This is a genomic window from Streptomyces sp. NPDC033131, from assembly GCF_055578365.1.
In genome coordinates this window covers 12,247-33,319 of record NZ_JBVIPA010000024.1, presented here as the reverse complement: position 1 = coordinate 33,319, position 21,073 = coordinate 12,247, and the positions used below count along the sequence as shown (strand labels likewise).

The 21,073-nt window shown below is 70.6% G+C and carries 19 protein-coding genes, 1 tRNA gene and 1 pseudogene; 12 read left to right on the top strand and 9 right to left on the bottom strand.

The genetic code is table 11. The features are described from left to right. Positions 1-370 precede the first annotated feature (370 nt). Both ACZ5XS_RS27495 and aceE read right to left on the bottom strand, forming a co-directional pair. A complete protein-coding gene (locus ACZ5XS_RS27495) occupies positions 371-1,108 on the bottom strand; it encodes a potassium channel family protein (protein ID WP_468655649.1) in 738 nt (245 codons plus the stop codon). 76 nt (positions 1,109-1,184) lie between these two features. Next, a complete protein-coding gene (aceE, locus tag ACZ5XS_RS27490; protein ID WP_468655647.1) occupies positions 1,185-3,917 on the bottom strand; it encodes a pyruvate dehydrogenase (acetyl-transferring), homodimeric type in 2,733 nt (910 codons plus the stop codon). A gap of 406 nt (positions 3,918-4,323) precedes the next feature. Here aceE and ACZ5XS_RS27485 point away from each other — a divergent pair, with 406 nt between their 5' ends. The 6 genes from ACZ5XS_RS27485 (at position 4,324) to ACZ5XS_RS27460 (ending at position 8,737) form a co-directional block, all read left to right on the top strand. Then, positions 4,324-4,761 carry a DUF3052 domain-containing protein gene (locus ACZ5XS_RS27485; protein WP_217240558.1) on the top strand — a complete coding sequence of 146 codons (438 nt, stop codon included), beginning with the start codon at positions 4,324-4,326 and terminating at the stop codon, positions 4,759-4,761. 128 nt (positions 4,762-4,889) lie between these two features. Next, complete coding sequence (locus ACZ5XS_RS27480; protein WP_468655645.1) at positions 4,890-5,348, top strand: peroxiredoxin; 459 nt, start codon at positions 4,890-4,892, stop codon at positions 5,346-5,348. Positions 5,349-5,461: 113 nt separating this feature from the next. After that, positions 5,462-6,037 (top strand): TerD family protein, encoded by a 576-nt coding sequence (locus tag ACZ5XS_RS27475; RefSeq protein WP_217240560.1) that lies wholly within the window; start codon positions 5,462-5,464, stop codon positions 6,035-6,037. Between the two features lie 96 nt (positions 6,038-6,133). Continuing rightward, complete coding sequence (locus ACZ5XS_RS27470) at positions 6,134-6,709, top strand: TerD family protein (RefSeq protein WP_217240561.1); 576 nt, start codon at positions 6,134-6,136, stop codon at positions 6,707-6,709. 49 nt (positions 6,710-6,758) lie between these two features. Next, on the top strand, positions 6,759-7,904 hold the full coding sequence (locus ACZ5XS_RS27465) for a DUF475 domain-containing protein (RefSeq protein WP_468655642.1): 1,146 nt from the start codon (positions 6,759-6,761) through the stop codon (positions 7,902-7,904). A 95-nt stretch (positions 7,905-7,999) separates the two neighbouring features. Next, a complete protein-coding gene (locus ACZ5XS_RS27460) occupies positions 8,000-8,737 on the top strand; it encodes a TerD family protein (RefSeq protein ID WP_217240563.1) in 738 nt (245 codons plus the stop codon). Between the two features lie 27 nt (positions 8,738-8,764). Here ACZ5XS_RS27460 and ACZ5XS_RS27455 read toward each other — a convergent pair whose 3' ends face one another. Further along, complete coding sequence (locus ACZ5XS_RS27455; RefSeq protein ID WP_468655640.1) at positions 8,765-9,541, bottom strand: TerD family protein; 777 nt, start codon at positions 9,539-9,541, stop codon at positions 8,765-8,767. 187 nt (positions 9,542-9,728) lie between these two features. On the opposite strand from ACZ5XS_RS27455, the gene ACZ5XS_RS27450 reads away from it, so the two are divergent. Genes ACZ5XS_RS27450 through ACZ5XS_RS27440 form a run of 3 tightly spaced genes read left to right on the top strand, consistent with a single transcriptional unit; the run spans position 9,729 to position 14,214 of the window. Further along, a complete protein-coding gene (locus ACZ5XS_RS27450; protein WP_468655638.1) occupies positions 9,729-10,895 on the top strand; it encodes an HpcH/HpaI aldolase/citrate lyase family protein in 1,167 nt (388 codons plus the stop codon). 23 nt (positions 10,896-10,918) lie between these two features. Next, positions 10,919-13,399 carry a phosphoribosyltransferase gene (locus ACZ5XS_RS27445; protein ID WP_468655636.1) on the top strand — a complete coding sequence of 827 codons (2,481 nt, stop codon included), beginning with the start codon at positions 10,919-10,921 and terminating at the stop codon, positions 13,397-13,399. Next, the gene (locus ACZ5XS_RS27440) at positions 13,399-14,214 is read left to right on the top strand and encodes an HAD family hydrolase (protein ID WP_468655634.1); all 816 of its coding nucleotides are present in this window, start codon (positions 13,399-13,401) and stop codon (positions 14,212-14,214) included. Before ACZ5XS_RS27445 ends, ACZ5XS_RS27440 begins: the two co-directional genes overlap by 1 nt. Before the next feature lie 349 nt (positions 14,215-14,563). Here ACZ5XS_RS27440 and ACZ5XS_RS27435 read toward each other — a convergent pair whose 3' ends face one another. The 3 genes from ACZ5XS_RS27435 to ACZ5XS_RS27425 all read right to left on the bottom strand — a co-directional run bounded on the left by ACZ5XS_RS27435 (position 14,564) and on the right by ACZ5XS_RS27425 (position 17,068). After that, complete coding sequence (locus ACZ5XS_RS27435; protein ID WP_217240568.1) at positions 14,564-14,788, bottom strand: FmdB family zinc ribbon protein; 225 nt, start codon at positions 14,786-14,788, stop codon at positions 14,564-14,566. 43 nt (positions 14,789-14,831) lie between these two features. Beyond that, the gene (locus ACZ5XS_RS27430) at positions 14,832-16,223 is read right to left on the bottom strand and encodes a hypothetical protein (RefSeq protein WP_468655632.1); all 1,392 of its coding nucleotides are present in this window, start codon (positions 16,221-16,223) and stop codon (positions 14,832-14,834) included. Between the two features lie 74 nt (positions 16,224-16,297). Beyond that, positions 16,298-17,068, bottom strand: coding sequence for a DUF4097 family beta strand repeat-containing protein (locus ACZ5XS_RS27425; protein WP_468655630.1), 771 nt, complete (start codon positions 17,066-17,068; stop codon positions 16,298-16,300). A 255-nt stretch (positions 17,069-17,323) separates the two neighbouring features. Between ACZ5XS_RS27425 and ACZ5XS_RS27420 the strand changes: the two genes are divergently transcribed. Next, positions 17,324-17,395, top strand: a tRNA-Val gene (locus ACZ5XS_RS27420). Positions 17,396-17,440: 45 nt separating this feature from the next. Here the strand turns inward: ACZ5XS_RS27420 and ACZ5XS_RS27415 are convergent. Further along, positions 17,441-17,785, bottom strand: a complete 345-nt coding sequence (locus ACZ5XS_RS27415) for a hypothetical protein (RefSeq protein WP_468655628.1) — start codon at positions 17,783-17,785, stop codon at positions 17,441-17,443. 104 nt (positions 17,786-17,889) lie between these two features. Here ACZ5XS_RS27415 and ACZ5XS_RS27410 point away from each other — a divergent pair, with 104 nt between their 5' ends. After that, complete coding sequence (locus tag ACZ5XS_RS27410; RefSeq protein ID WP_468655626.1) at positions 17,890-18,462, top strand: GNAT family N-acetyltransferase; 573 nt, start codon at positions 17,890-17,892, stop codon at positions 18,460-18,462. 49 nt (positions 18,463-18,511) lie between these two features. Here the strand turns inward: ACZ5XS_RS27410 and ACZ5XS_RS27405 are convergent, their stop codons facing one another. Further along, on the bottom strand, positions 18,512-19,507 hold the full coding sequence (locus ACZ5XS_RS27405) for an alpha/beta fold hydrolase (RefSeq protein WP_468655624.1): 996 nt from the start codon (positions 19,505-19,507) through the stop codon (positions 18,512-18,514). A 363-nt stretch (positions 19,508-19,870) separates the two neighbouring features. Then, positions 19,871-20,568 (bottom strand): annotated as a pseudogene (locus tag ACZ5XS_RS27400) (ketopantoate reductase family protein); the annotation flags it as partial. A gap of 144 nt (positions 20,569-20,712) precedes the next feature. Between ACZ5XS_RS27400 and ACZ5XS_RS27395 the strand changes: the two are divergent. Further along, positions 20,713-20,943 (top strand): DUF2277 domain-containing protein, encoded by a 231-nt coding sequence (locus ACZ5XS_RS27395; protein ID WP_217240575.1) that lies wholly within the window; start codon positions 20,713-20,715, stop codon positions 20,941-20,943. Positions 20,944-21,073: the final 130 nt, after the last annotated feature.

The following is a 21,073-nucleotide window of genomic DNA, read 5'->3' as shown; positions in this document are numbered from 1 at the left end:
CCGAGCGATTTGGGACGCCGGGTGCGGTGCCAGCGTGCGGAGCCTCTGTTTCACCGGAGTGATGGTGCAGGGCTTCTCCGTCGCCTTTGGCCGCTTTTGCGTGTCGGGTCGTGAGGGACTCTGCCCTTCCGGGGCCGGAGCATGGACGGGATTCATGTTGCCGCCCGGTTGCGAAAGCGGACGACCAGTGCGCCCAAGACCGTTCGGGGCGTGCCGACGTGCGGCTCACTCCCGCTCGGGCCAAGGAACGGTTCTGGGAGTTGATGACCTACTCCCGTGTATGAGGCCGTACGTGGCCACGATGGGGTTGGGTGCAGCGACACCCCGCAGCGCCGGAGTGTCGCTGCGCCCGACCGCATACCGACGCGAGTCAACGCGTAACCGACCGCTCCCGCAACGCCGTCACCTCGGCCCGCAGCGCCCGCACCTCGTCGGTCAGTAACCGGATCGCCTCCGTCTGCCGCCGCTCCTCCACGTCGTCCTTCTCGAACCGCGCGATGAACCACGCGGCGATGTTCGCGGTCACCACACCCAGCAGCGCGATCCCGGACAGCATCAGCCCCACGGCGATCACCCGGCCCAGACCGGTGGTCGGCGCGTGATCCCCGTAGCCGACGGTCGTCATCGTCGTGAACGACCACCACACCGCGTCACCCAGTGTCCTGATGTTCCCGTCCGCGGACTCCCGTTCCACCGACAGCACGGCCAGCGACCCGAACATCAGCAGCCCGACCACCGCCCCCGCGACATACGTCGTCAGCCGGATCTGTGAGGCCATCCGCGCCCGCCGCTGCACCAGCAGCAGGGTCGACACCAGCCGCAGCAGCCGCAGCGGCTGGAGCAGCGGCAGCACCACCGCACACAGGTCCAGCCAGTGCCTGCCGACGAACCGCCGGCGATCCTCGGCGAGGAACAGCCGCACCAGGTAGTCGACGGCGAAGGCCCCCCAGACCACCCACTCGACGACCGTGCACGCGTCGGTCAGCGACCGGCTCGCCGGACTGACCACTATGGGCACGGCGTAGGCGAGGGCGAACAGCACCGCGAGCGCCAGGAGGGGTCGTTGGGTGCGCCGTTCCCACCGCACCTGTGCCGGTTGTTCCTTCATGAGCGCATCGTAAGGAAGCGGTGAGGGCGGTGGGGACACGGCCCCACCGCCCTTCGGTCATGCCCGCCGCGCGGCGTTACGCGTCGCCGCCCGCCGCCCCCGGGTCCGCCGCCGAGACGTCGAGGAGCTGGTACCGGTCGATCGCCTGCTTCAGCGCCGACCGGTCGACCTTGCCCTCCTTGGCCAGCTCGGTCAGCACGCCCACCACGATCGACTGCGCGTCGATGTGGAAGTGCCGGCGGGCCGCCCCGCGGGTGTCGGCGAAGCCGAAGCCGTCGGCGCCCAGCGACTGGTACGTCCCCGGCACCCACCGCGCGATCTGGTCCGGAACCGACCGCATCCAGTCGGACACGGCCACGAACGGCCCCTCCGCACCGGACAGCTTCCGCGTCACGTACGGCACCCGCTGCTCCTCCTCGGGATGCAGCAGGTTGTGCTCCTCGCACCGCACGGCCTCGCGCCGCAGCTCGTTCCAGGAAGTCGCCGACCAGACGTCGGCCTTCACGTTCCACTCCTCGGCGAGGATCTTCTGTGCCTCGACCGCCCAGGGCACGGCCACACCGGACGCCATGATCTGCGCCGGGATGGATCCCGCGGTGCCCGCCGCGAAGCGGTGGATGCCCTTGACGATGCCCTCGACGTCCACGTTCTCGGGCTCGGCCGGGTGCTGGATCGGCTCGTTGTAGACGGTGAGGTAGTAGAAGACGTCCTCGCTGTCCGGGCCGTACATCCGGCGCAGCCCGTCCTGCACGATGTGCGCGATCTCGAAGCCGTAGGCCGGGTCGTACGCCACACAGCCCGGGTTGGTCGAGGCGAGCAGCTGTGAGTGGCCGTCCGCGTGCTGGAGGCCCTCACCGGTCAGGGTCGTACGGCCGGCGGTCGCGCCCAGGACGAAACCGCGTGCCAGCTGGTCGGCCATCTGCCAGAACTGGTCGCCGGTGCGCTGGAAGCCGAACATCGAGTAGAAGACGTACACCGGGATGAGCGGCTCGCCGTGCGTGGCGTACGACGAACCCGCGGCGATCAGCGAGGCGGTGCAGCCCGCCTCGGAGATGCCGTCGTGCAGCATCTGCCCGGTCGGCGACTCCTTGTACGCGAGGAGCAGGTCCCGGTCCACGGCCTCGTACTGCTGGCCGAGCGGGTTGTAGATCTTCGCGCTCGGGAAGAACGAGTCCATGCCGAAGGTGCGGTACTCGTCCGGCGCGATCAGCACGAACCGCTTGCCGATCTCCTTGTCCCGCATGAGATCCTTGAGGAGCCGGACGAAGGCCATGGTCGTCGCGATGGACTGCTGGCCCGAGCCCTTCTTCACGCTCGCGTACGTCTTGTCGTCCGGCAGTGCGAGCGGCTTCGAGCGTACGACGCGGGTCGGGACGTAACCGCCGAGCGAGTTGCGGCGGTCGTGCATGTACTGGATCTCCTCCGAGTCCCGGCCCGGGTGGAAGTAGGGCGGCGGGCCCGACTCCAGCTCCTTGTCGGAGATCGGCAGGTGCAGCCGGTCGCGGAAGCCCTTGAGGTCGGCGACCGTCAGCTTCTTCATCTGGTGCGTGGCGTTGCGGCCCTCGAAGTTCGGGCCCAGCGTCCAGCCCTTGATCGTCTTGGCGAGGATCACGGTCGGCTGGCCCTTGTGCTCCACGGCCGCCTTGTACGCGGCGAAGATCTTCCGGTGGTCGTGACCGCCGCGGCCCAGGTGCAGGATCTGGTCGTCGGTCATGCCCTCGACCATCGCGCGCAGCCGGTGGTCGTCCCCGAAGAAGTGGTCGCGGATGTACGAGCCGGTCTCGGTGGCGTACGTCTGGAACTGCCCGTCCGGCGTGGTGTTCATCTTGTTGACCAGCACGCCGTCGCGGTCCTGCGCCAGCAGCGGGTCCCAGGTCCGGTCCCACACCAGCTTGATGACGTTCCAGCCGGCGCCCCGGAAGATCGACTCCAGCTCCTGGATGATCTTGCCGTTGCCGCGCACCGGGCCGTCGAGCCGCTGGAGGTTGCAGTTGACGACGAAGGTGAGGTTGTCCAGGCCCTCGCGGGCGGCGATGGACAGCTGGCCGAGCGACTCGGGCTCGTCCATCTCGCCGTCCCCGAGGAACGCCCAGACGTGCGACTTCGAGGTGTCCGCGATCTCGCGCGCGTGCAGATAGCGGTTCATCCGGGCCTGGTAGATCGCGCCGATCGGGCCGAGGCCCATCGACACGGTCGGGAACTCCCAGAAGTCCGGCATCAGCCGCGGATGCGGGTAGCTGGACAGGCCGTACGGCGCCTTCGACTTCTCCTGGCGGAACGCGTCCAGGTTCTGGTCGCTCAGGCGGTCCAGCAGGAACGCGCGGGCGTAGATGCCCGGTGAGGCGTGGCCCTGGAAGAAGACCTGGTCGCCGCCGTCGCCCTCGTCCTTGCCGCGGAAGAAGTGGTTGAAGCCGACGTCGTAGAGCGAGGCCGAGGAGGCGAAGGTGGCGATGTGGCCGCCGACGCCGATGCCGGGCCGCTGGGCGCGCGAGACCATGACCGCGGCGTTCCACCGGGTCGCGTTCAGGATCCGGCGCTCGATCTCCTCGTTGCCCGGGAAGAAGGGCTCCGCCCTGGTGGGGATGGTGTTGACGTAGTCCGTGCTGCGCATCTCCGGCACGGCCACGCGCTTCTCACGGGCGCGCTCGATGAGCCGGAGCATCAGGTAGCGGGCCCGCTCCCGGCCGCGCTCGTCCACGGCGGCGTCGAGGGAGTCGAGCCACTCCTGGGTCTCCTCGGGGTCGAAGTCAGGAACCTGACTCGGAAGGCCGCCAATGATGATCGGATTGCGATCGGATCCGGAAGCCACGCTGTTCCTTACCTGTCAGAGGGCTGCTTTGCGAGGGTTTTCTCGGGGTTTTCGTGTGCCTGCACCGATCCCCATCGTGTACCTCGGCGTCGCAAACGTCATCTCTACTGTGAGGTAATCAAGGCTTGGTCCGTACGGGCGCCCCCCGACGTGGTTCCCAAACGCACAAACAGGGCAGAAAGGTGTGGGCTGCGTCACTCAGGCTCGGGGCGGTGTGCCGTAGGTTGCGGCGACACGGCCGGTATCGTCACCGTTTCGGCGGTCTGAACGGCCGGGTACTTGCGCGATTCGCCCCGCCCGTGTGGACTACGGCCAATGCTTCGCGCACGCGCGTGGCTGAGACTCCCCCAAGCCCTTGAGGGGCTCGGGGGGACCCCCATCCAAGAACATGATCAGGAGGCAACCCGTGAGCGCGACCGCGGACCACGCGGAGGAGCGGACGAACCCTGCCGTCAGGCTGGGGTTCCAGCCCGAGCAGGTGGTCCAGGAGATCGGCTACGACGACGACGTAGACCAGGAACTCCGCGAGGCCATTGAGGAAGTCATCGGCACAGACCTCGTGGACGAGGAATACGACGACGTCGCCGACGCCGTTGTGCTGTGGTTCCGCGACGAGGACGGCGACCTGACCGATGTGCTGGTGGATGCCATCACGTACATCGAAGAGGGCGGTTCGATCCTGCTGCTGACCCCGAAGACCGGCCGGGACGGCTACGTGGAGCCGAGCGACATCTCTGAAGCCGCGACCACGGCAGGGCTGTCCGCGTCCAAGAGCGTCAGCGTCGGCAAGGACTGGAGTGGCAGCCGGCTGGTGACGCCGAAGGCCGCCAAGTCCAAGAAGTAGCCCGCAGCGCCGGACGGGCTGGAGAGCGCTCGGCAGTGGCCGAGACCCCCCAGCCCGTCCGAAGGCCCTCGGTGATCGCTGAGTAGGGTGTTCTCACCCGAACAGCCCACGAAGGGACATCCGAGGCGATGGCGATCCAGGTCGGCGACAAGGCCCCCGACTTCGAGCTCAGGGACAACCACGGTGCGACCGTGAAGCTGTCCGACTTCCACGGCAGCAAGAACGTCGTACTGCTCTTCTACCCCTTCGCCTTCACCGGCGTGTGCACCGGTGAGCTGTGCGAGCTGCGCGACCATCTGCCGCAGTTCGCCGACCGCGACACCCAGCTGCTCGCCGTCTCGAACGACTCCATCCACACCCTGCGCGTCTTCGCCGAGCAGGAGGGCCTGGAGTACCCGCTGCTCAGCGACTTCTGGCCGCACGGCGAGGTCTCCCGCGCGTACGGCGTCTTCGCCGAGGACAAGGGCTGCGCGGTGCGCGGCACCTTCGTCATCGACAAGGAGGGCCTCGTGCGCTGGACCGTCGTCAACGCCCTGCCGGACGCGCGTGACCTGAACGAGTACGTCAAGGCGCTCGACACCCTGTGATTCTTCGGTTCCAAGCCATGCGTGGTGCGGGAACCCGTTACTAGGATCGACTCGTTGATCCGACATCGAACGCACGGCGGGGCTCCCCGCCCCTGGACACCAATGGAGGACTCGTGGGAGTCAGCCTCAGCAAGGGCGGCAACGTATCTCTGAGCAAGGAGGCTCCGGGCCTGACCGCGGTCATCATCGGTCTCGGGTGGGACATCCGCACCACCACCGGCACCGACTTCGACCTGGATGCCAGCGCACTGCTGCTGGACTCCTCCGGCAAGGTCTCCAGCGACGCGAACTTCATCTTCTTCAACAACCTCAAGAGCCCGGACGGCTCGGTCGAGCACACCGGTGACAACCTCACCGGTGAGGGCGAGGGCGACGACGAGCAGATCAAGGTCAACCTCGCCGGCGTCCCGGCCGACGTCGAAAAGATCACCTTCCCGGTGTCGATCTACGACGCCGAGAACCGCCAGCAGTCCTTCGGCCAGGTGCGCAACGCGTTCATCCGCGTGGTGAACCAGGCCGGCGGCGCCGAGATCGCGAGGTACGACCTCTCGGAGGACGCCTCCACGGAGACCGCCATGGTCTTCGGCGAGCTCTACCGCCACGGCGCGGAGTGGAAGTTCCGCGCCATCGGCCAGGGCTACGCCTCGGGCCTGCGCGGCATCGCGCAGGACTTCGGCGTCAACGTCTGACCGGCCCTCGGGCCTCACCGTCCGGCGCCGCACGGTTTGCGTGCGGCGCCGGACGTGCAGGACAAGCAGAGAAGACTCTCGGGGAGGGACAGGATCATGGGCGTCACGCTCGCCAAGGGAGGCAATGTCTCCCTGTCCAAGGCCGCACCCAACCTCACCCAGGTGATGGTCGGGCTCGGCTGGGACGCGCGCTCCACCACCGGCGCGCCCTTCGACCTCGACGCCAGTGCGCTGATGTGCAACAACGGGCGAGTGCTGGGGGACGAGTGGTTCATCTTCTACAACCAGCTCAAGAGCCCGGAGGGCTCGGTCGAGCACACCGGTGACAACCTCACCGGTGAGGGCGAGGGCGACGACGAGTCGCTGCTGATCGACCTCTCCAAGGTGCCCGCCAACGTCGACAAGATCGTCTTCCCGGTCTCGATTCACGACGCCGACAACCGCGGCCAGACCTTCGGTCAGGTCAGCAACGCCTTCATCCGGGTGGTCAACCAGGCGGACGGCCAGGAACTCGCCCGCTACGACCTCTCCGAGGACGCCTCCACCGAGACCGCGATGATCTTCGGTGAGGTCTATCGCCACCAGGGCGAATGGAAGTTCAGGGCGGTGGGGCAGGGGTACGCGTCGGGGCTGCGGGGCATCGCTCTAGACTTCGGAGTCAATGTTTCGTAAAGCCGAGTACGGCGCAATAGAAATCCGTACTTACAGGATTGGGTAGCCAGTGGTTCTGAAAACCTTCGGCTGGTCGTTCGCGGTCACCGCGCTCGGCCTCGTCGCGGCGGTCTTCTACGGGGGGTGGACCGGCTTCGGCGTCGTGGCGATCCTCTCCGTCCTCGAGATCTCGCTGTCCTTCGACAACGCAGTGGTCAACGCCGGAATCCTGAAGAAGATGTCTGCCTTCTGGCAGAAGATCTTCCTCACCATCGGCGTGCTCATCGCCGTGTTCGGCATGCGACTGGTCTTTCCCGTCGTCATCGTCGCCGTCAGCGCCTCGATGGGCCCGATCGAGGCCGTCGACCTCGCCCTCACCGACAAGGACCGCTACGAACAGCTGGTGACCGACGCTCACCCGTCGATCGCCGCCTTCGGTGGCATGTTCCTGCTGATGATCTTCCTCGACTTCATCTTCGAGGACCGGGACATCAAGTGGCTGGGCTGGCTCGAGCGGCCGCTCGCCAAGCTCGGCAAAATCGACATGCTCTCGGTCTGCATCGCCCTGATCGTGCTGCTGATCTCCGCGATGACCTTCGCGACACATGCCCACCAGCACGGCGGCACCCACGTCGACAAGGCGGAGACGGTCCTCCTCTCCGGCGTCGGGGGCCTCATCACCTACATGATCGTCGGCGGTCTCTCCGGCTTCTTCGAGAACAGGCTCGAAGAGCAGGAGGAGCGTGAGCACGAGGAGGAGGAAGCCGCCGAACGCCAGGGCCAGCCCCGCTCGGCGGTCGTCATGGCCGGCAAGGCCGCGTTCTTCATGTTCCTCTACCTCGAGGTCCTGGACGCGTCCTTCTCCTTCGACGGCGTGATCGGTGCCTTCGCCATCACCAACGACATCGTCCTGATGGCGCTGGGTCTGGGCATCGGCGCGATGTACGTCCGGTCGCTGACCGTGTACCTCGTCCGCCAGGGCACCCTCGACGAGTACGTCTACCTGGAGCACGGCGCGCACTACGCGATCGGCGCCCTCGCCGCGATCCTCCTGATCACCATCCAGTACCAGATCAGCGAGCTCATCACCGGTTCGGTCGGTGTGCTCCTGATCGGCTGGTCCTTCCTGTCCTCCGTGCGCCGCAACAGGGCACTGGCAGCGGCAGAGGGAAAAGCGGGCTCGGACGACAAGACTGAGGTGTCGTCCGGGGTGTGACACCCCTCGGGGTGAGGAACGCTCTGTGCGGGGCGGCGACGAGGCGACTCCTCGGCGCCGCCCCGCCGGTCTTTGACGTGAAGGTGGGGGCGGGAATGGGTTTCTTCGACGGGCTCCGGCGCGGGCGCGAGTCCGACTTCGACTCGGGCAACGCGGCGACCAACTCCATCGAGCTGACCAAACGGCACACCCAGGTCTCCCTCACCAAGCAGGGCGCCGCCACCGGGCACCTGCGGGTCAACCTGGCCTGGCGGATGCGGACGTCCGACTTCGGCGGCTCGCAGCGGGAGAGTCTGCTGCGGCACCCCTTCCAGGCGCTCAAGCCGCCGGAGGTCCTCGGACACAGCCAGAGCATGGTCAACGTCGACCTCGACCTGGGATGCCTGTACGAGCTCCAGGACGGCACCAAGGGGGTCGTACAGCCGCTCGGGGGCTACCTCGGGGACGTCAACGGGCCGCCGTACGTGAAGCTCAGCGGGGACGACCGGTTCGGGTCGGCGTCCGGGGAGACGATGTACGTCAACCTCGACCACCGGGACGCGATCAAGCGGTTGCTGGTGTTCGTGTACATCTACGACCAGACGCCGGCCTTCGACCGCACCCACGCGATCGTCACGCTGTATCCGAGCAACGGGCCGCGGATCGAGATAGGCCTCGACGAGCGGCATCCCCAGGCCCGGTCGTGTGCGGTCGTCATGATCGAGAACGTCAAGGGGGAACTGCTCGTCCGGCGTGAGGTGAAGTTCGTCTACGGGTTCCAGGCGGAGCTGGACCGGTTGTACGGCTGGGGACTGCAGTGGGGGCGGGGGTACAAGGCCAAGGCCGAACGCTGACCGGCCCGGGCCCCCGGGGCGTCGCCGCTAGCGTCCGACGAACTGGGGGCCCTGGGGCGGCAGCCTGAACTCCTGGGCACCGACCGCCGCCGTCACCGGCTGCGGGTAGCCGTAGGCCGGCTGGACCGTGGGGGCCGGCTGCTGCGGGTAGCCGTAGGCCGGCTGGGCCGGGACGACCGTGGGCTGTTCCGGGGGAAGGGGCTGGGAGGAGGTCTCCGGCGGTACCTGCGTCACGGGCTCGTCCGCGGGGTGCTGCTCCTCCGACTCGTCCACCGCGATGCCGAAGTCGGTGGCCAGGCCCTGGAGGCCGTTGGAGTAGCCCTCGCCCAGGGCGCGGAACTTCCAGCCCTCGCCGCGGCGGTACAGCTCGCCGCAGATCAGGGCGGTCTCCTGGCCCGTCTCCGGCTTGATGTCGAAGTGGGCCAGCGGCTCGCCCTCGGGAAGGGTGGCGTCGTACAGCAGGATGCGCAGGCCCTGTACGCGGTCGAAGGTGACGTCGTCCGCGGACGCGACCAGAAGAATCCGGCTGACATCGGACTCGACACCGGTCAGATCTGTCTGGATCGTGTCCGTGGGCCCCTCGGCGACACGTTTCTTGCCGAGCAGCCAGACCTTGCCCGAGGGATGACGGGGCTGGTTGTAGAAGACGAAGTCCTCGTCGGATCGCACACGACCGTCAGGGCCGAGGAGTAGCGCCGAGGCGTCGACGACCGGGACCCCCTGGCCGGGCGCCCAGCGCAGTACAGCACGTACCGTTGTGGCTTCGAGCGGGACGTTCGACCCCTTCAGCATCGCGTGCGTCATGCGGTCATCCTGCCCTCTCGGTCCTGGTCACGACAACGCGGGGTCGCAGATCCATATGTTTGGCTGTGCGTGTCCGCGTTACCTGAAGTTCATGCCCTGCGGGAACCTGTGACATGGATCCCTACGTACTATTACCGGCCACCTGTGGACAGCCGCAGGAGCCGATCAGCATCCACGGGGGAGTTCTATGCGTCATTTCGGGCACATCGCCCCTGAGGTGCGTCAGCGCCTCTTCCACCTGGAGCCCTGCGAGTTCACCGCGGACTCCTCTGCCCGGCTCCTCGCCGTGGCCCTGGGCGCCACGCTCTACAGTCCGGCCACCCGGCCGCGGCTCGCCGACGACATCGTCAAGCAGACCGGACGCGGCGTGGTCTCGATGGTGCTGTGCCTGGAGGACTCGATCGGCGACGACGAGGTCGTGGACGCCGAGGAGAACCTCGTACGACAGTTCACGGACCTCGCCGGACGCGAGGGCATGGACCCGCCGCTGCTGTTCATCCGGGTCCGCACCCCCGAGCAGATCCCCGACCTCGTACGACGTCTGGGCCCCGCCGCGCGGCTGCTGTCCGGGTTCGTGATGCCGAAGTTCACCGAAGAGCGCGGAATCCCCTTCATGGAGGCGCTGGCGAGCGCCGAGACGGCGAGCGGGCGGCGGCTCTTCGCGATGCCCGTGCTGGAGTCGCCCGAGCTGCTGTACCGGGAGTCGCGGGTGGACACCCTGGAGGGCATCTCCCGAGCGGTCGACAAGTACCGCGAGCGCGTCCTGGCCCTGCGCCTGGGCGTCACCGACTTCTGCTCCTCGTACGGCCTGCGCCGGGCGCCCGACATGACCGCCTACGACGTCCAGGTCGTCGCCTCCGTGATCGCCGACGTGGTGAACATGATGGGCCGCGCCGACGGCACCGGGTTCACGGTGACCGGGCCGGTGTGGGAGTACTTCCGCGTCCAGGAGCGCATGTTCAAGCCGCAGCTGCGCCGCAGCCCCTTCCTGGAGGGCCAGGCGGAGGAACTGCGCGAAGCGCTCATCGAGCACGCCATGGACGGCCTGCTGCGCGAGATCACCCTCGACCAGGCCAACGGCCTGCAGGGCAAGACCTGCATCCACCCCTCCCACGTACTGCCCGTCCACGCACTCTCCGTGGTCAGCCACGAGGAGTTCAGTGACGCCCAGGACATCCTGCGGCCCGAGCGGGACGGCGGCGGTGTGCTGAAGTCGGCGTACACGAACAAAATGAATGAAGTGAAGCCGCACCGCGCCTGGGCCGAGCGGACCCTGCTGCGTGCCGAGGTGTTCGGTGTGGCGAACGAGGACATCGGCTTCGTGGAGCTGCTCGCGGCCGGAATCCCCGAGTGAGACCGCTGAACAACAAGGGACGCATGAATCACGCAGCGAACAACGCCGTCTGGTCCGGCAGCTGGGTCGCCGAGCGACTCGGTGTCGAACTGGTGGGCGACGACGAGCTGACCGGTCTGCTGGGGCTGGCACTGCGCCGCAACCCCAAGCGGGCCCACCTGCTCGTGTCGAACGTGCTCGGCAAGCACGTCCCGCAGTCGCCGTCCGTCGTCTACGGCCACGGCTTCGCCCTCGGCCGCCGGGTCCGCGGCCTCCTCGGCACCGAGGAGGCCGGCCGGGCCGTCGTCCTGGGCTACGCGGAGACCGCCACCGGCCTCGGCCACTGTGTCGCCGACGGTGTGGGCCTCGCCCCGTACCTGCACTCCACCCGCCGCCCGGTCCAGGGCCTCGCCCCGGCCGGCGGCTTCGAGGAGGCCCACTCGCACGCCACGTCCCACCTGCTGCTGCCCCAGGACCCCGCGCTGCTGGCCGGGGACGGGCCGCTGGTCCTGGTCGACGACGAGTTCTCCACCGGGAACACGGTCCTCAACACCATCCGTGACCTGCACGAGCGCTACCCGCGCGGGCGGTACGTGGTGGTCGCCCTCGTCGACATGCGCTCACCTGCCGACGCCGGCCGCCTGGACGTCTTCGCCCGGGAGATCGGCGCCCGGGTGGATCTGGTGACGGCCGCCTCGGGGACCGTACGGCTGCCGGACGGCGTGCTGGAGAAAGGGCAGGAGCTGGTCGCCCGACACGAGGCGGCGGCGCCCGAGGCCACGGCGCCCGAGGAGGCGTCGTCCGGCCGGATCACCCGGGTGGACCTGTGCTGGCCCCGTGACCTGCCGGACGGCGGGCGGCACGGCTTCACGCCGCAGCACCGAATACGCCTGGAGGGCGCGATGCCCGCCATGGCCGCCCGGCTCGCCGAGGCGCTGCCCGCGCGGGCCCGGCGGGTGCTCGTCCTCGGCTTCGAGGAGCTGATGTACGCCCCGCTGCGGCTGGCCCGCGAGCTGGAGCAGATTCACGACACCGTCGGCGCCGAGGTCCGCTACTCCACCACCACCCGCTCACCCGTCCTCGCCGTCGACGATCCCGGCTACGCGATCCGCAGCCGCCTCGTCTTCCCCGCCCACGACGACCCGGCCGACGGCCCCGGCGAGCGCTACGCCTACAACGTGGCGGGCGGCGGCTTCGACACCGTCGTCGCCGTCGTCGACTCGGCCGCCGACACCCCGGCACTGCACGCGCCCGGCGGACTGCTGGACCGGCTGGCCGCCCACACCCCGCACGTCGTCCTCGCGGTCGTGCCCGCGTACGTGCCCGAGCCGCAGTACGCCGCCCGCACCCCTGGAGAAAGATCCACCATGCTGCCCGAGCCCCTCCGCGGCCCCGCCTTCTCCTCGTACCCGCCCGAGGAGGTCGGCTGGCTGCTCCAGGACCTCTCGGACGTCACCCTGGAGGCGCCGACCGAGGAGCGCGAGGAGGCCATCCAGAGCGGCGGCGCGCACTACGCCGAGTCGCTGCCGGTGGAGTACCAGCCGAGCGAGCAGTACCAGGAGCTCTTCCACACGGCGCTGGACGCCTCGGCGGGGCGGCTGGCCCTGGCGGTGGGCGCGGTCACCGAACTCGTCCTCGCCGAACGCTCGCCCCGGCCGGTGCTGGTCTCGCTGGCACGCGCGGGCACGCCGATCGGTGTGCTGATGCGCCGCTGGGCCCAGTTCCGGCACGGCCTCGACCTGCCGCACTACGCCGTCTCCATCGTGCGCGGCCGCGGCATCGACGCCAACGCGCTGCGCTGGCTGGCCGCCCACCACGACCCGCGTGACGTCGTCTTCGTCGACGGCTGGACCGGCAAGGGCGCCATCACCCGCGAACTCGCCGACGCCGTCAAGGAGTTCGAGGCAGCGGGCGGTGCGCCCGGCTTCGACCCGGAGATCGCGGTGCTCGCAGACCCGGGCTCATGCGTGCGGACGTACGGCACCCGCGAGGACTTCCTCATACCGTCCGCGTGCCTCAACTCCACGGTGTCGGGCCTGATTTCGCGTACGGTCCTGCGCGCCGACCTGGTCGGCCCGAACGACTTCCACGGCGCGAAGTTCTACCGCGAACTCGCCGGCGCCGACGTGTCGGTGGCCTTCCTGGACGCGGTCGCCGCCCGCTTCCCCGAGGTCGTGGACGCCGTCGACGCACAGGCCAAGGAGCTGCTGTCCGGCGACCGCGCCCCGACCTGGGAGGGCTGGGCGGCCGTCGAGCGCATCAGCGAGGAGTACGGCATCCACGACGTGAACCTCGTCAAGCCCGGCGTCGGCGAGACCACCCGGGTGCTGCTGCGCCGGGTGCCCTGGAAGATCCTCGCGCGGGCAGGGGCGGGCGCCGACCTCGACCATGTGCGTCTGCTGGCCGAACAGAGAGGTGTCCCGGTGGAAGAGGTCGCCGAACTCCCGTACACCTGCGTGGGGTTGATCCACCCCAAGTACACGCGGGGCGCGACGGGCGCCGACGGCAGGGCGGTGACGGTCTGATGCCGGTGCTGGTGGCCAGTGACCTCGACCGTACGCTCATCTACTCCGCCGCGGCCCTCGCTCTGACGATGCCGGACGCGCGGGCGCCCCGGCTGCTGTGCGTCGAGGTGCACGAGAGCAAGCCGCTGACCTACATGACGGAGACGTCGGCCGCGCTGCTCGCCGAGCTCGGGGACGCGGCGGTCTTCGTGCCGACGACGACCCGGACCCGCAAGCAGTACCAGCGCATCAACCTCCCCGGCCCCGCCCCGACCTACGCGATCTGCGCGAACGGCGGGCACCTGCTGGTGGACGGCGTCTCCGACCCGGACTGGCACGCACGCGTGACGGCCCGCCTGGCCGACGAGTGCGCACCGCTCGACGAGGTGCGCGAGCACCTGATGACCACGGCCGACCCGCTCTGGGTGCGCAAGCACCGGATCGCCGAGGACCTGTTCGCCTACATGGTCGTCGAGCGCGAGCTGCTCCCCGAGGAGTGGGTGAAGGAACTCGCCGTCTGGGCGGAGAACCGCGGCTGGACGGTCTCACTGCAGGGCCGCAAGATCTACGCCGTCCCGAAGCCGCTCACCAAGAGCGCTGCCATGCGGGAGGTCGCCCGCCGCACCGGCGCCGAACTCACCCTCGCCGCCGGAGACTCCCTCCTCGACGCCGACCTCCTGCTGGCGGCGGACCGGGGCTGGCGCCCGGGCCACGGCGAGCTGGCCGACGCCGACTGGAGCGCCCCGATGATCAGCGCACTGCCGGAGCGGGGCGTGCTGGCGGGGGAGCGGATCCTGCGGGAGTTCCTGCGGGAGGCGCGGCAGGGGGCCGGGTGAGGGCTTGAGCGGGTGTGTGTGGGTGCGGCTGGAGGGCCTTGAGGCCTACGGGTCGGCGCTCACGCCCCGCACCCGCCTGCGGCGGCCCGACGCCGACTGCTGCGGCAGCCGTGCGCCGATGAGCGCGGTCGGCCGCGGCGGCCGACCGCCGTGGATCAGGCGCTGATCCCCGGTGGGGGTACGCGTTCCTGGGGGCTCCGCCCCCAGACCCCCGGCCTGTGCCCACCCTCCCCCACGCTCGGCTGCGCTCGCGCGGGGGACCCCCATCCCGACTCGGTCGGACACGCCGACGAGCGTGATCGGCCGACGAAGGCGACTGGCCGCGGCAGCCGTACGCCGATGAACGCGGTCAGCCGCAGCAGCCGCCGCCGCAGCAGCCGCCCCCGCCACCGCCGCCCGACCGGGGGGCCTGGGCGGGTGCGGAGGCCGAGCCGCCGACCGCCACCGTGGACAGGAGCTTGACCGTGTCGTCGTGGCCCGCGGGGCAGTCGGCGGGGGCGGAGGACTCCGCCATCGGGCGGCTCAGTTCGAACGTGTCGCCGCAGGTCCGGCAGCGGTACTCATAGCGAGGCATGCGCACAGGTTAACCGGCGTCCGCCCGGTGCCGTAGGGGCGAGTCAGTGCCCGGACCCGCGCTCGTCCCGGATCTGGCCCACGACCCGTGCCACCGCCTGGCGGACCGCCTCCGTCTCCGTGAGGAAGTGCCAGTAGTCCGGGTGACGGCCCTCCAGGGTGCCGATCGCGCGGTCGAGGCGGGCGACCGCCTCGTCCAGAGGGCGGGCGTGGCGCGGATCGGGAGTGTTGCGGCCGGCCATCGCGAGGCGCTGGGCGTCCCGGATGGCGAAGCGGGTGCGGTCGATCTCCCGCCGCGGGTCCTTCTGCACCTCGTTCAGCCGGCGCAGCCGGTCCCCGGCGGCGGAGACGGACTCGTCTGTGGTGTTCAGCAGCGCCCGGACCGTCGACAGCAGGGCGGTCGCGTCCGGCCAGCGCTGTTCGTCGCGGGCGGCGCGGGCCTCGCGCAGCTTCAGCTCGGCCTGCGCCACGTTCTCCGCGGCCTGGTCCGGCACGTGCTGGAGGTCCTGCCAGCAGTCGGCAACGAAGCGGCGCCGCAGCTCGCTCAGGACGGGCTCGACCTGCTCGGCGCGGGTGGTGAGGGCCTGGGCGCGGGTGCGCAGGGAGACCAGCCGGTGGTCGATCTCGGCGGCCCGCTCCGGCAGCCGCTCGGCCTCCACCCGGACGGACTCGGCCTCCCGCGCCACGCGCTCGGCCCGCTCCAGCGTCTGGGGCACACCATGCGCTCCGGCGCCCTGGTTCAACTTGGTCAGCTCGGGTCCGAGGGCGGCGAGCCGGGCGGCCAGGTCGTCCGCCTTCAGCCCTGATCCCCGTACCGCGTCGAGCGCGTTCGACGCCGCCAGCAGTCCCTGCCGGGCCCGCTCGACGGCGGGAGCGAGACGGGCCAGCTGCGTCTCGGCCTTGCCGAGCAGCGGCCCGAGCCCGGCGGTGAACCGGTCCAGCTCCTGCCTGACCCGGCCCAGTTCGTCCTTGGCCCGGGCGAGTTCGGTGCGGGCCTGCGCGGCGGCCGAGGCCTCCAGGTCGTCGCGGTCCAGGTCGTGCGCGTCGACGGCGTTGATGTACTGGAAGCTGGCCTCGTCGATGCGGGTGCTGATCGCCTGGAAGTCGGCGACCGCGCGCCGGGCGGCGGGGGAGTCGTCGACGGCCGTGATGGTCTCTATCGAGATCCGCAGATCGCGCTGGGCGGTGTCCAGGTCGTAGAAGGCGGCCGCGGCGGCGTCCTTCGCGGACTGCGCCTCGGCCCGCTGGCTCTCCGCGCGCCCGCCGAACCAGCGCCGGGTGCCGCTGCCCCCGCCGCTCGCGAAGGCGGTGGGCAGCGCGAGCGCGATCACGAGGGGCAGTCCGAGCAGGGCGAGGGTGTCCCGCAGTGCGTGACGCACAGAATGGTGTGCGTGCGGCACCAACGGCGAGTACGGCTGCGAAGGTGTCGCCGTCACATCCCTCTCCCGTGCTGTGTTCGACCTTGCCCGCTGTCATTCTCCCACCGGTTAAGGACGAACACACGGGCCGGTCAGTTCGCCGTACGGACCGTTACTTTGCCGTCGCCCGTCCGCGCGGACACCACGTGGGAGCTGGAGGCGTCCCGGGGCACCGAAATGTCCTCGGCGCCGTCGCCCGTCTCGGCCGTCACCCGGTACGTGGCGTCGGGCAGCGTGATCGTCACGGATCCGTCGCCGGCGCGGGACTCCACGAGGTCCGGTACGGCGCCCAGTTCGAGGCGGACCGAGCCGTCGCCGGTCCGGGTGCGCACCTGGCGCGAGGAGACCTCGGCGCGGACCGAACCGTCGCCGGTGCGCAGCTCCAGCGGGCCGCTGGAGTCGGTGACGTGCACGGAACCGTCCCCGGTACGGATGTTCAGCGCGTCCTCGAAGCCCCTCGCGCGCACGCTGCCGTCGCCGTCCACGACGTTCACCGCGATCCCGCGCGGCACCTCGATCCGGTGCTTGGCCGCGCAGTCGGCGACCACGCCGGTGCACTTGAGCCGCAGCTTCAGCCGGTCGTCGCTCATGGACCAGGTCACCTCGGGGTCCTTGCCCATGGCGACCGTGCCCTGGAACCAGCGGGTGACGTCGACCGTGCCCGCCTTGTGCGCGTCGGCGGCGACGATCTCCAGCGCGGAGTCGTCGGAGTCGATCGTGAGCGTCTGGCCCCGCAGGGCGAAGGACCGGTGGTCGGGGTCCTTGTCGTCCGCGGCGGCGGCACCGCACGCGGTGGCACCGGCGACGAGAGCCGCGACCACACCGGCTACGGCGACGGCACGGACGGGAACGGTACGGGTCATGACGATCTCCCCCTGGGACAAGCGGCGAAGCTCCTGCTAGGACGCTCTTCGACCGTACGGATCCCGGGCTCGCGCGGGCATCCGGGCCGCTCCCGGATCGCGGGTGGGGATAACCCCCCGGCCGGCCTCGGGGGCGGCCCGGTTGTCGCCCTGGCTGTCGGCGCGGATGCCGACCGGGGTGTCGGCCCGCAGGTCGGCCGGGGATACGGGTTTGCGGGGCAGTGCCCCGGGCAATGTAGGCTGTCGACTCGTCTCGGGTGCGTAGCTCAGGGGTAGAGCGCCTGCCTTACAAGCAGGATGTCGGCGGTTCGAAACCGTCCGCGCCCACACCACGAGAAGACCCCGGCCGATCACGGCCGGGGTCTTCGTGGTTCAGGAACCCTCTTTCTCCGGCGTCTCGTGCGCGTGCTTCAGCTTCATCCGCGCGTCCACCTGCTCCGGCGCCGCGATCTCCGCCCAGAAGCGGTGGCAGCTCACGAAGACCGCCAGTTCGTGCTCGCGCCGACGCAGCTTCTCCACCGCGGCCTGTTCGTCGGCCGTCCAGCCGGGGGAGGCGGGGCGCTCCACCTTGCGCCAGCCGCCCGCGTCACTGAATCCGTCCAGGGGCTCGACCGACCAGGGAAGCCGTTTGAGCAGGGCCGACAGCTCGGCCCGGACCTGATGCAGCTCCTCCTGACCGGCGAGGAGGTCACTCGGAAAGTCATAGGTCGTTGCCACGGCACAATGCTACGCCTGTTCGATTTTGGGTGGCGAGTTTCTTCGGGTGGTTCATGCGAACGGGTGTGCTCGCGTCGCCCGGATCGCCGTGGCACGGTGGTGCCATGACCATCGAGGTGCGCCCGGCTTCGGTCTTCGAGGACGTCCGCGGTCTCCTCGGCCCGAAGTCACCCGGGGCCAACGTCTGTTGGTGCCTGAGCTACCGGATCCCCTCCAGGCTCAACAACGAGCTGCGCGGGCCCGCCCGCGGTGAGTACGTCGCCGAGCTGTGCCGTGCGGGACCCCCGCCGGGGGTGCTCGCCTACGACGGTGACGAGCCGGTCGGCTGGGCGGCCGTGGCGCCGCGCTCGGACACCTCCTTCGCGCACAGCCGCAAGATCCCGCACGTCGACGACCTGCCGGTGTGGTCCCTGTGGTGCGTCCGGGTACGCCCCGGACACCGGAGGAAGGGGATCTCCCACTCCCTCATCGCCGGCGCGGTCGCCTTCGCCCGCGCCCACGGCGCGCCGGCGGTCGAGGCGTACCCCCTCGACAACGGGGACTCCAGGGTCGACCTGACGATGGCGTACGCCGGCATCCGGAAGAACTTCGAGCGCGCCGGGTTCGTCCACGCCGCCGACACCACCTCCGTGCTGGCCGGTCATCCCCGGGTCCTGATGCGGTTCGACCTGCGCTGAACCGGCCGACGCACAGGCCCGCCAGGCCCCGAAACCCGTCGCACGCCGCTCAGCCGGCGGGCAGGTCGGCCAGCCAGGCGGTGAGGTGGCGGTTGACCTCCTCGGGGCGTTCCTGCTGGATCCAGTGACCGCAGCCGTCGAGGAGGTGGGAGGAGCGCAGGCCGGGAAGAGTGGCGGGGAAGGCCTCGATCGCGTCCGCCAGCCAGGTCGTCGAGGCGTCCAGGGTGCCGCCGAGGAACAGGGACGGCTGAGGGACGGGGGCGCCGCCGAGGTCGGCGAGGTCCTTCCAGTCGTGGTCCATCGCACGGTAGCGGTTCAGGGCGCCGGTCAGGCCGGTGCGCTCGAACTCCCCCGCGTAGACGTCGAGTTCCCCCGAGCCGAGCCAGGCCGGCAGGCGGTCGGCCGGGAAGCGCTCGCGGAGGGTTCCCCCAGGGCTCACGAAGTGCGGGTCGGGGGCGCCGGGAGCGGGCATGGTGTCCGCCGAGAGGGCGGCGTAGAAACCGGCCAGCCAGCCGCGTACGTCCGGCTCTATCTCGCGCTCGGCCCGGCCCGGCTCCTGGAAGTAGGAGACGTAGAACTCATCCACGCCGCCACCCGCTCGGGCGAAGACCTCGCTCGGCCTCGGGCCGCCGGGCGGCGTGTACGGCACGCTCAGCAGGCCGACCGCGCGGAACACGTCGGGCCGCAGCAGCGCGCAGTGCGCGGCGACGGTCGCACCCCAGTCGTGTCCGACGACCACCGCGGACCGCTCGCCGAGCGCCTCGACCACGGCCGCGCTGTCCGCCACCAGGTCGCGCATCCCGTACGCCTCCACCGCGTCCGGCCTCGACGAACGTCCGTATCCGCGCACGTCCACGGCGACCGCGCGGTAGCCGGCGGCGGCCAGGGCCGGCAGCTGGTGACGCCACGAGTACCAGGACTCCGGGAAGCCGTGCAGCAGCAGCACCAGCGGTCCCTCGCCCAGCACCGCCGCGTGGCTGCGGCCGGCGGGGGAGGGGAGCAGGTGGTGGGTGACGTCCTCGAGATGGGGGGCCTGCTGCGGCATGCGTCCTCCGTACGTGCGTCGGGTGCGGCGGCACGCCCTCGGGCGGCCGCGCCGCGGCTCGTACGTCGATCCTGCGGTCCGGCGGCGGCCGGGCGCGAGGACTGTTGCCGGTTCGGCAAAACGGCACCGGTACGGAGGTGGACGAGGAACGTCACCGGGGCGGCGAGGACCGGCGCCCCGGTGCGTCGCTCAGCCCGTGGCGGCGTACACGAACAGGTTGTACTTCCAGCCGTCCTCCCGCTTCAGGGCGAGGGCCGCCGACCCGTTCACCAGGACCGGGGCGATGCCGGGGCTGGTCGGGGGGTCCTCGCCCGTGCGGGCGTCGAGGGCGACCGGGCCGTTCTCCGTCTCGCCGTAGACCCGGCCGTGCCAGGCCGCGCTGACCTCGGCGGTCTCCTCCACCAGGGCCGTCAGCTCCTCGCGGTACTTGGTGCGGACGTCGCCCAGCGGGAGCCCGTGACGGGTCGTCAGCAGCGCGAACGGTGCCAGGAACGACATCTTCGCCCACAGGACCGCCGACTCGTCGGGCAGTACGCGGGTGGTCGGACCGGCGGCCGTGAGGGCCTCCGCCGGCGCGTCCAGGCGCTCGCGGGGGACGCCGTCGCCGGTGAGGCGACCTCGGCGAAGGGACTGCCGTGCTCGATCACGCCCGGTGCCACCCGCGTCGACTCCACGCGGATGACGGCGGGGGCCACGCGGTCCGGGCGGTAGCGGGTGCGAAGGGCAGCGGGGTGTTCCACACCGTTCAGCAGCGGTACGACCAGACCGTCGCCCAGGACCGCGGGCGGGACGCGGTCGAGGGCGGCGCCGAGGCTCGTGTGCTTGACGGCGACCACGCAGACGTCGACCGGCTCGCGCAGGGTCGTGTCCGCCTCCACGCGGGCGGTGAAGTCGCCGAACCTCTCGCTGTGGACACGGATGCCGGCCGTGCGGAGCGTGTCGGCGGTCTCCTCGCCGGCCAGGCAGACCACGCGGTGGCCGGCGCGGGACAGGAGCGCGGCGAGGAGGCCGCCGGTGCCGCCGGGACCGAGTACGGCCACGGTCAGTTCGTCGTACGCCATGATGCCGGGTTCCTCTCCACGGTCGGCCCCGGGATGGTGGCCGCCTCGCAGTGATCATCGCAGGCGGGGCTCGGCGGTGGCCGTCGTCCGGGGAAATCCGGGCAAGGCCCGGCGGTATTCCCCGGCAGGGGCGAGACTGGAAGCATGTGCCGCAGTATCAAGACGCTTCGTCCACCCGTCCTGCCCGAGGAGGCGACGGAGGAGGACATCCGGGCCGCAGCCCTGCAGTACGTCCGCAAGGTCTCCGGCTTCCGGGCCCCCGCCGCGCACAACCGTGAGGTGTTCGACCGGGCCGTCGACGCGATCGCCGAGGCCACGGCGGAACTGTTGGCCGACCTCGAGGTACGGGGCTCCGCCGCGCAGCGGGCCGGATAGAACGGGCTGGGATCTGCCGGGTCCGCCGGGTGCCGGTGACGGCACCGGGCGGGGATGGGCCGCGCGGTCCCGCGCCGACGGGGCTCCGCCGGTGTGGTGGCGGCATGGGCCGCTGCGGGCGGCCCGGGGC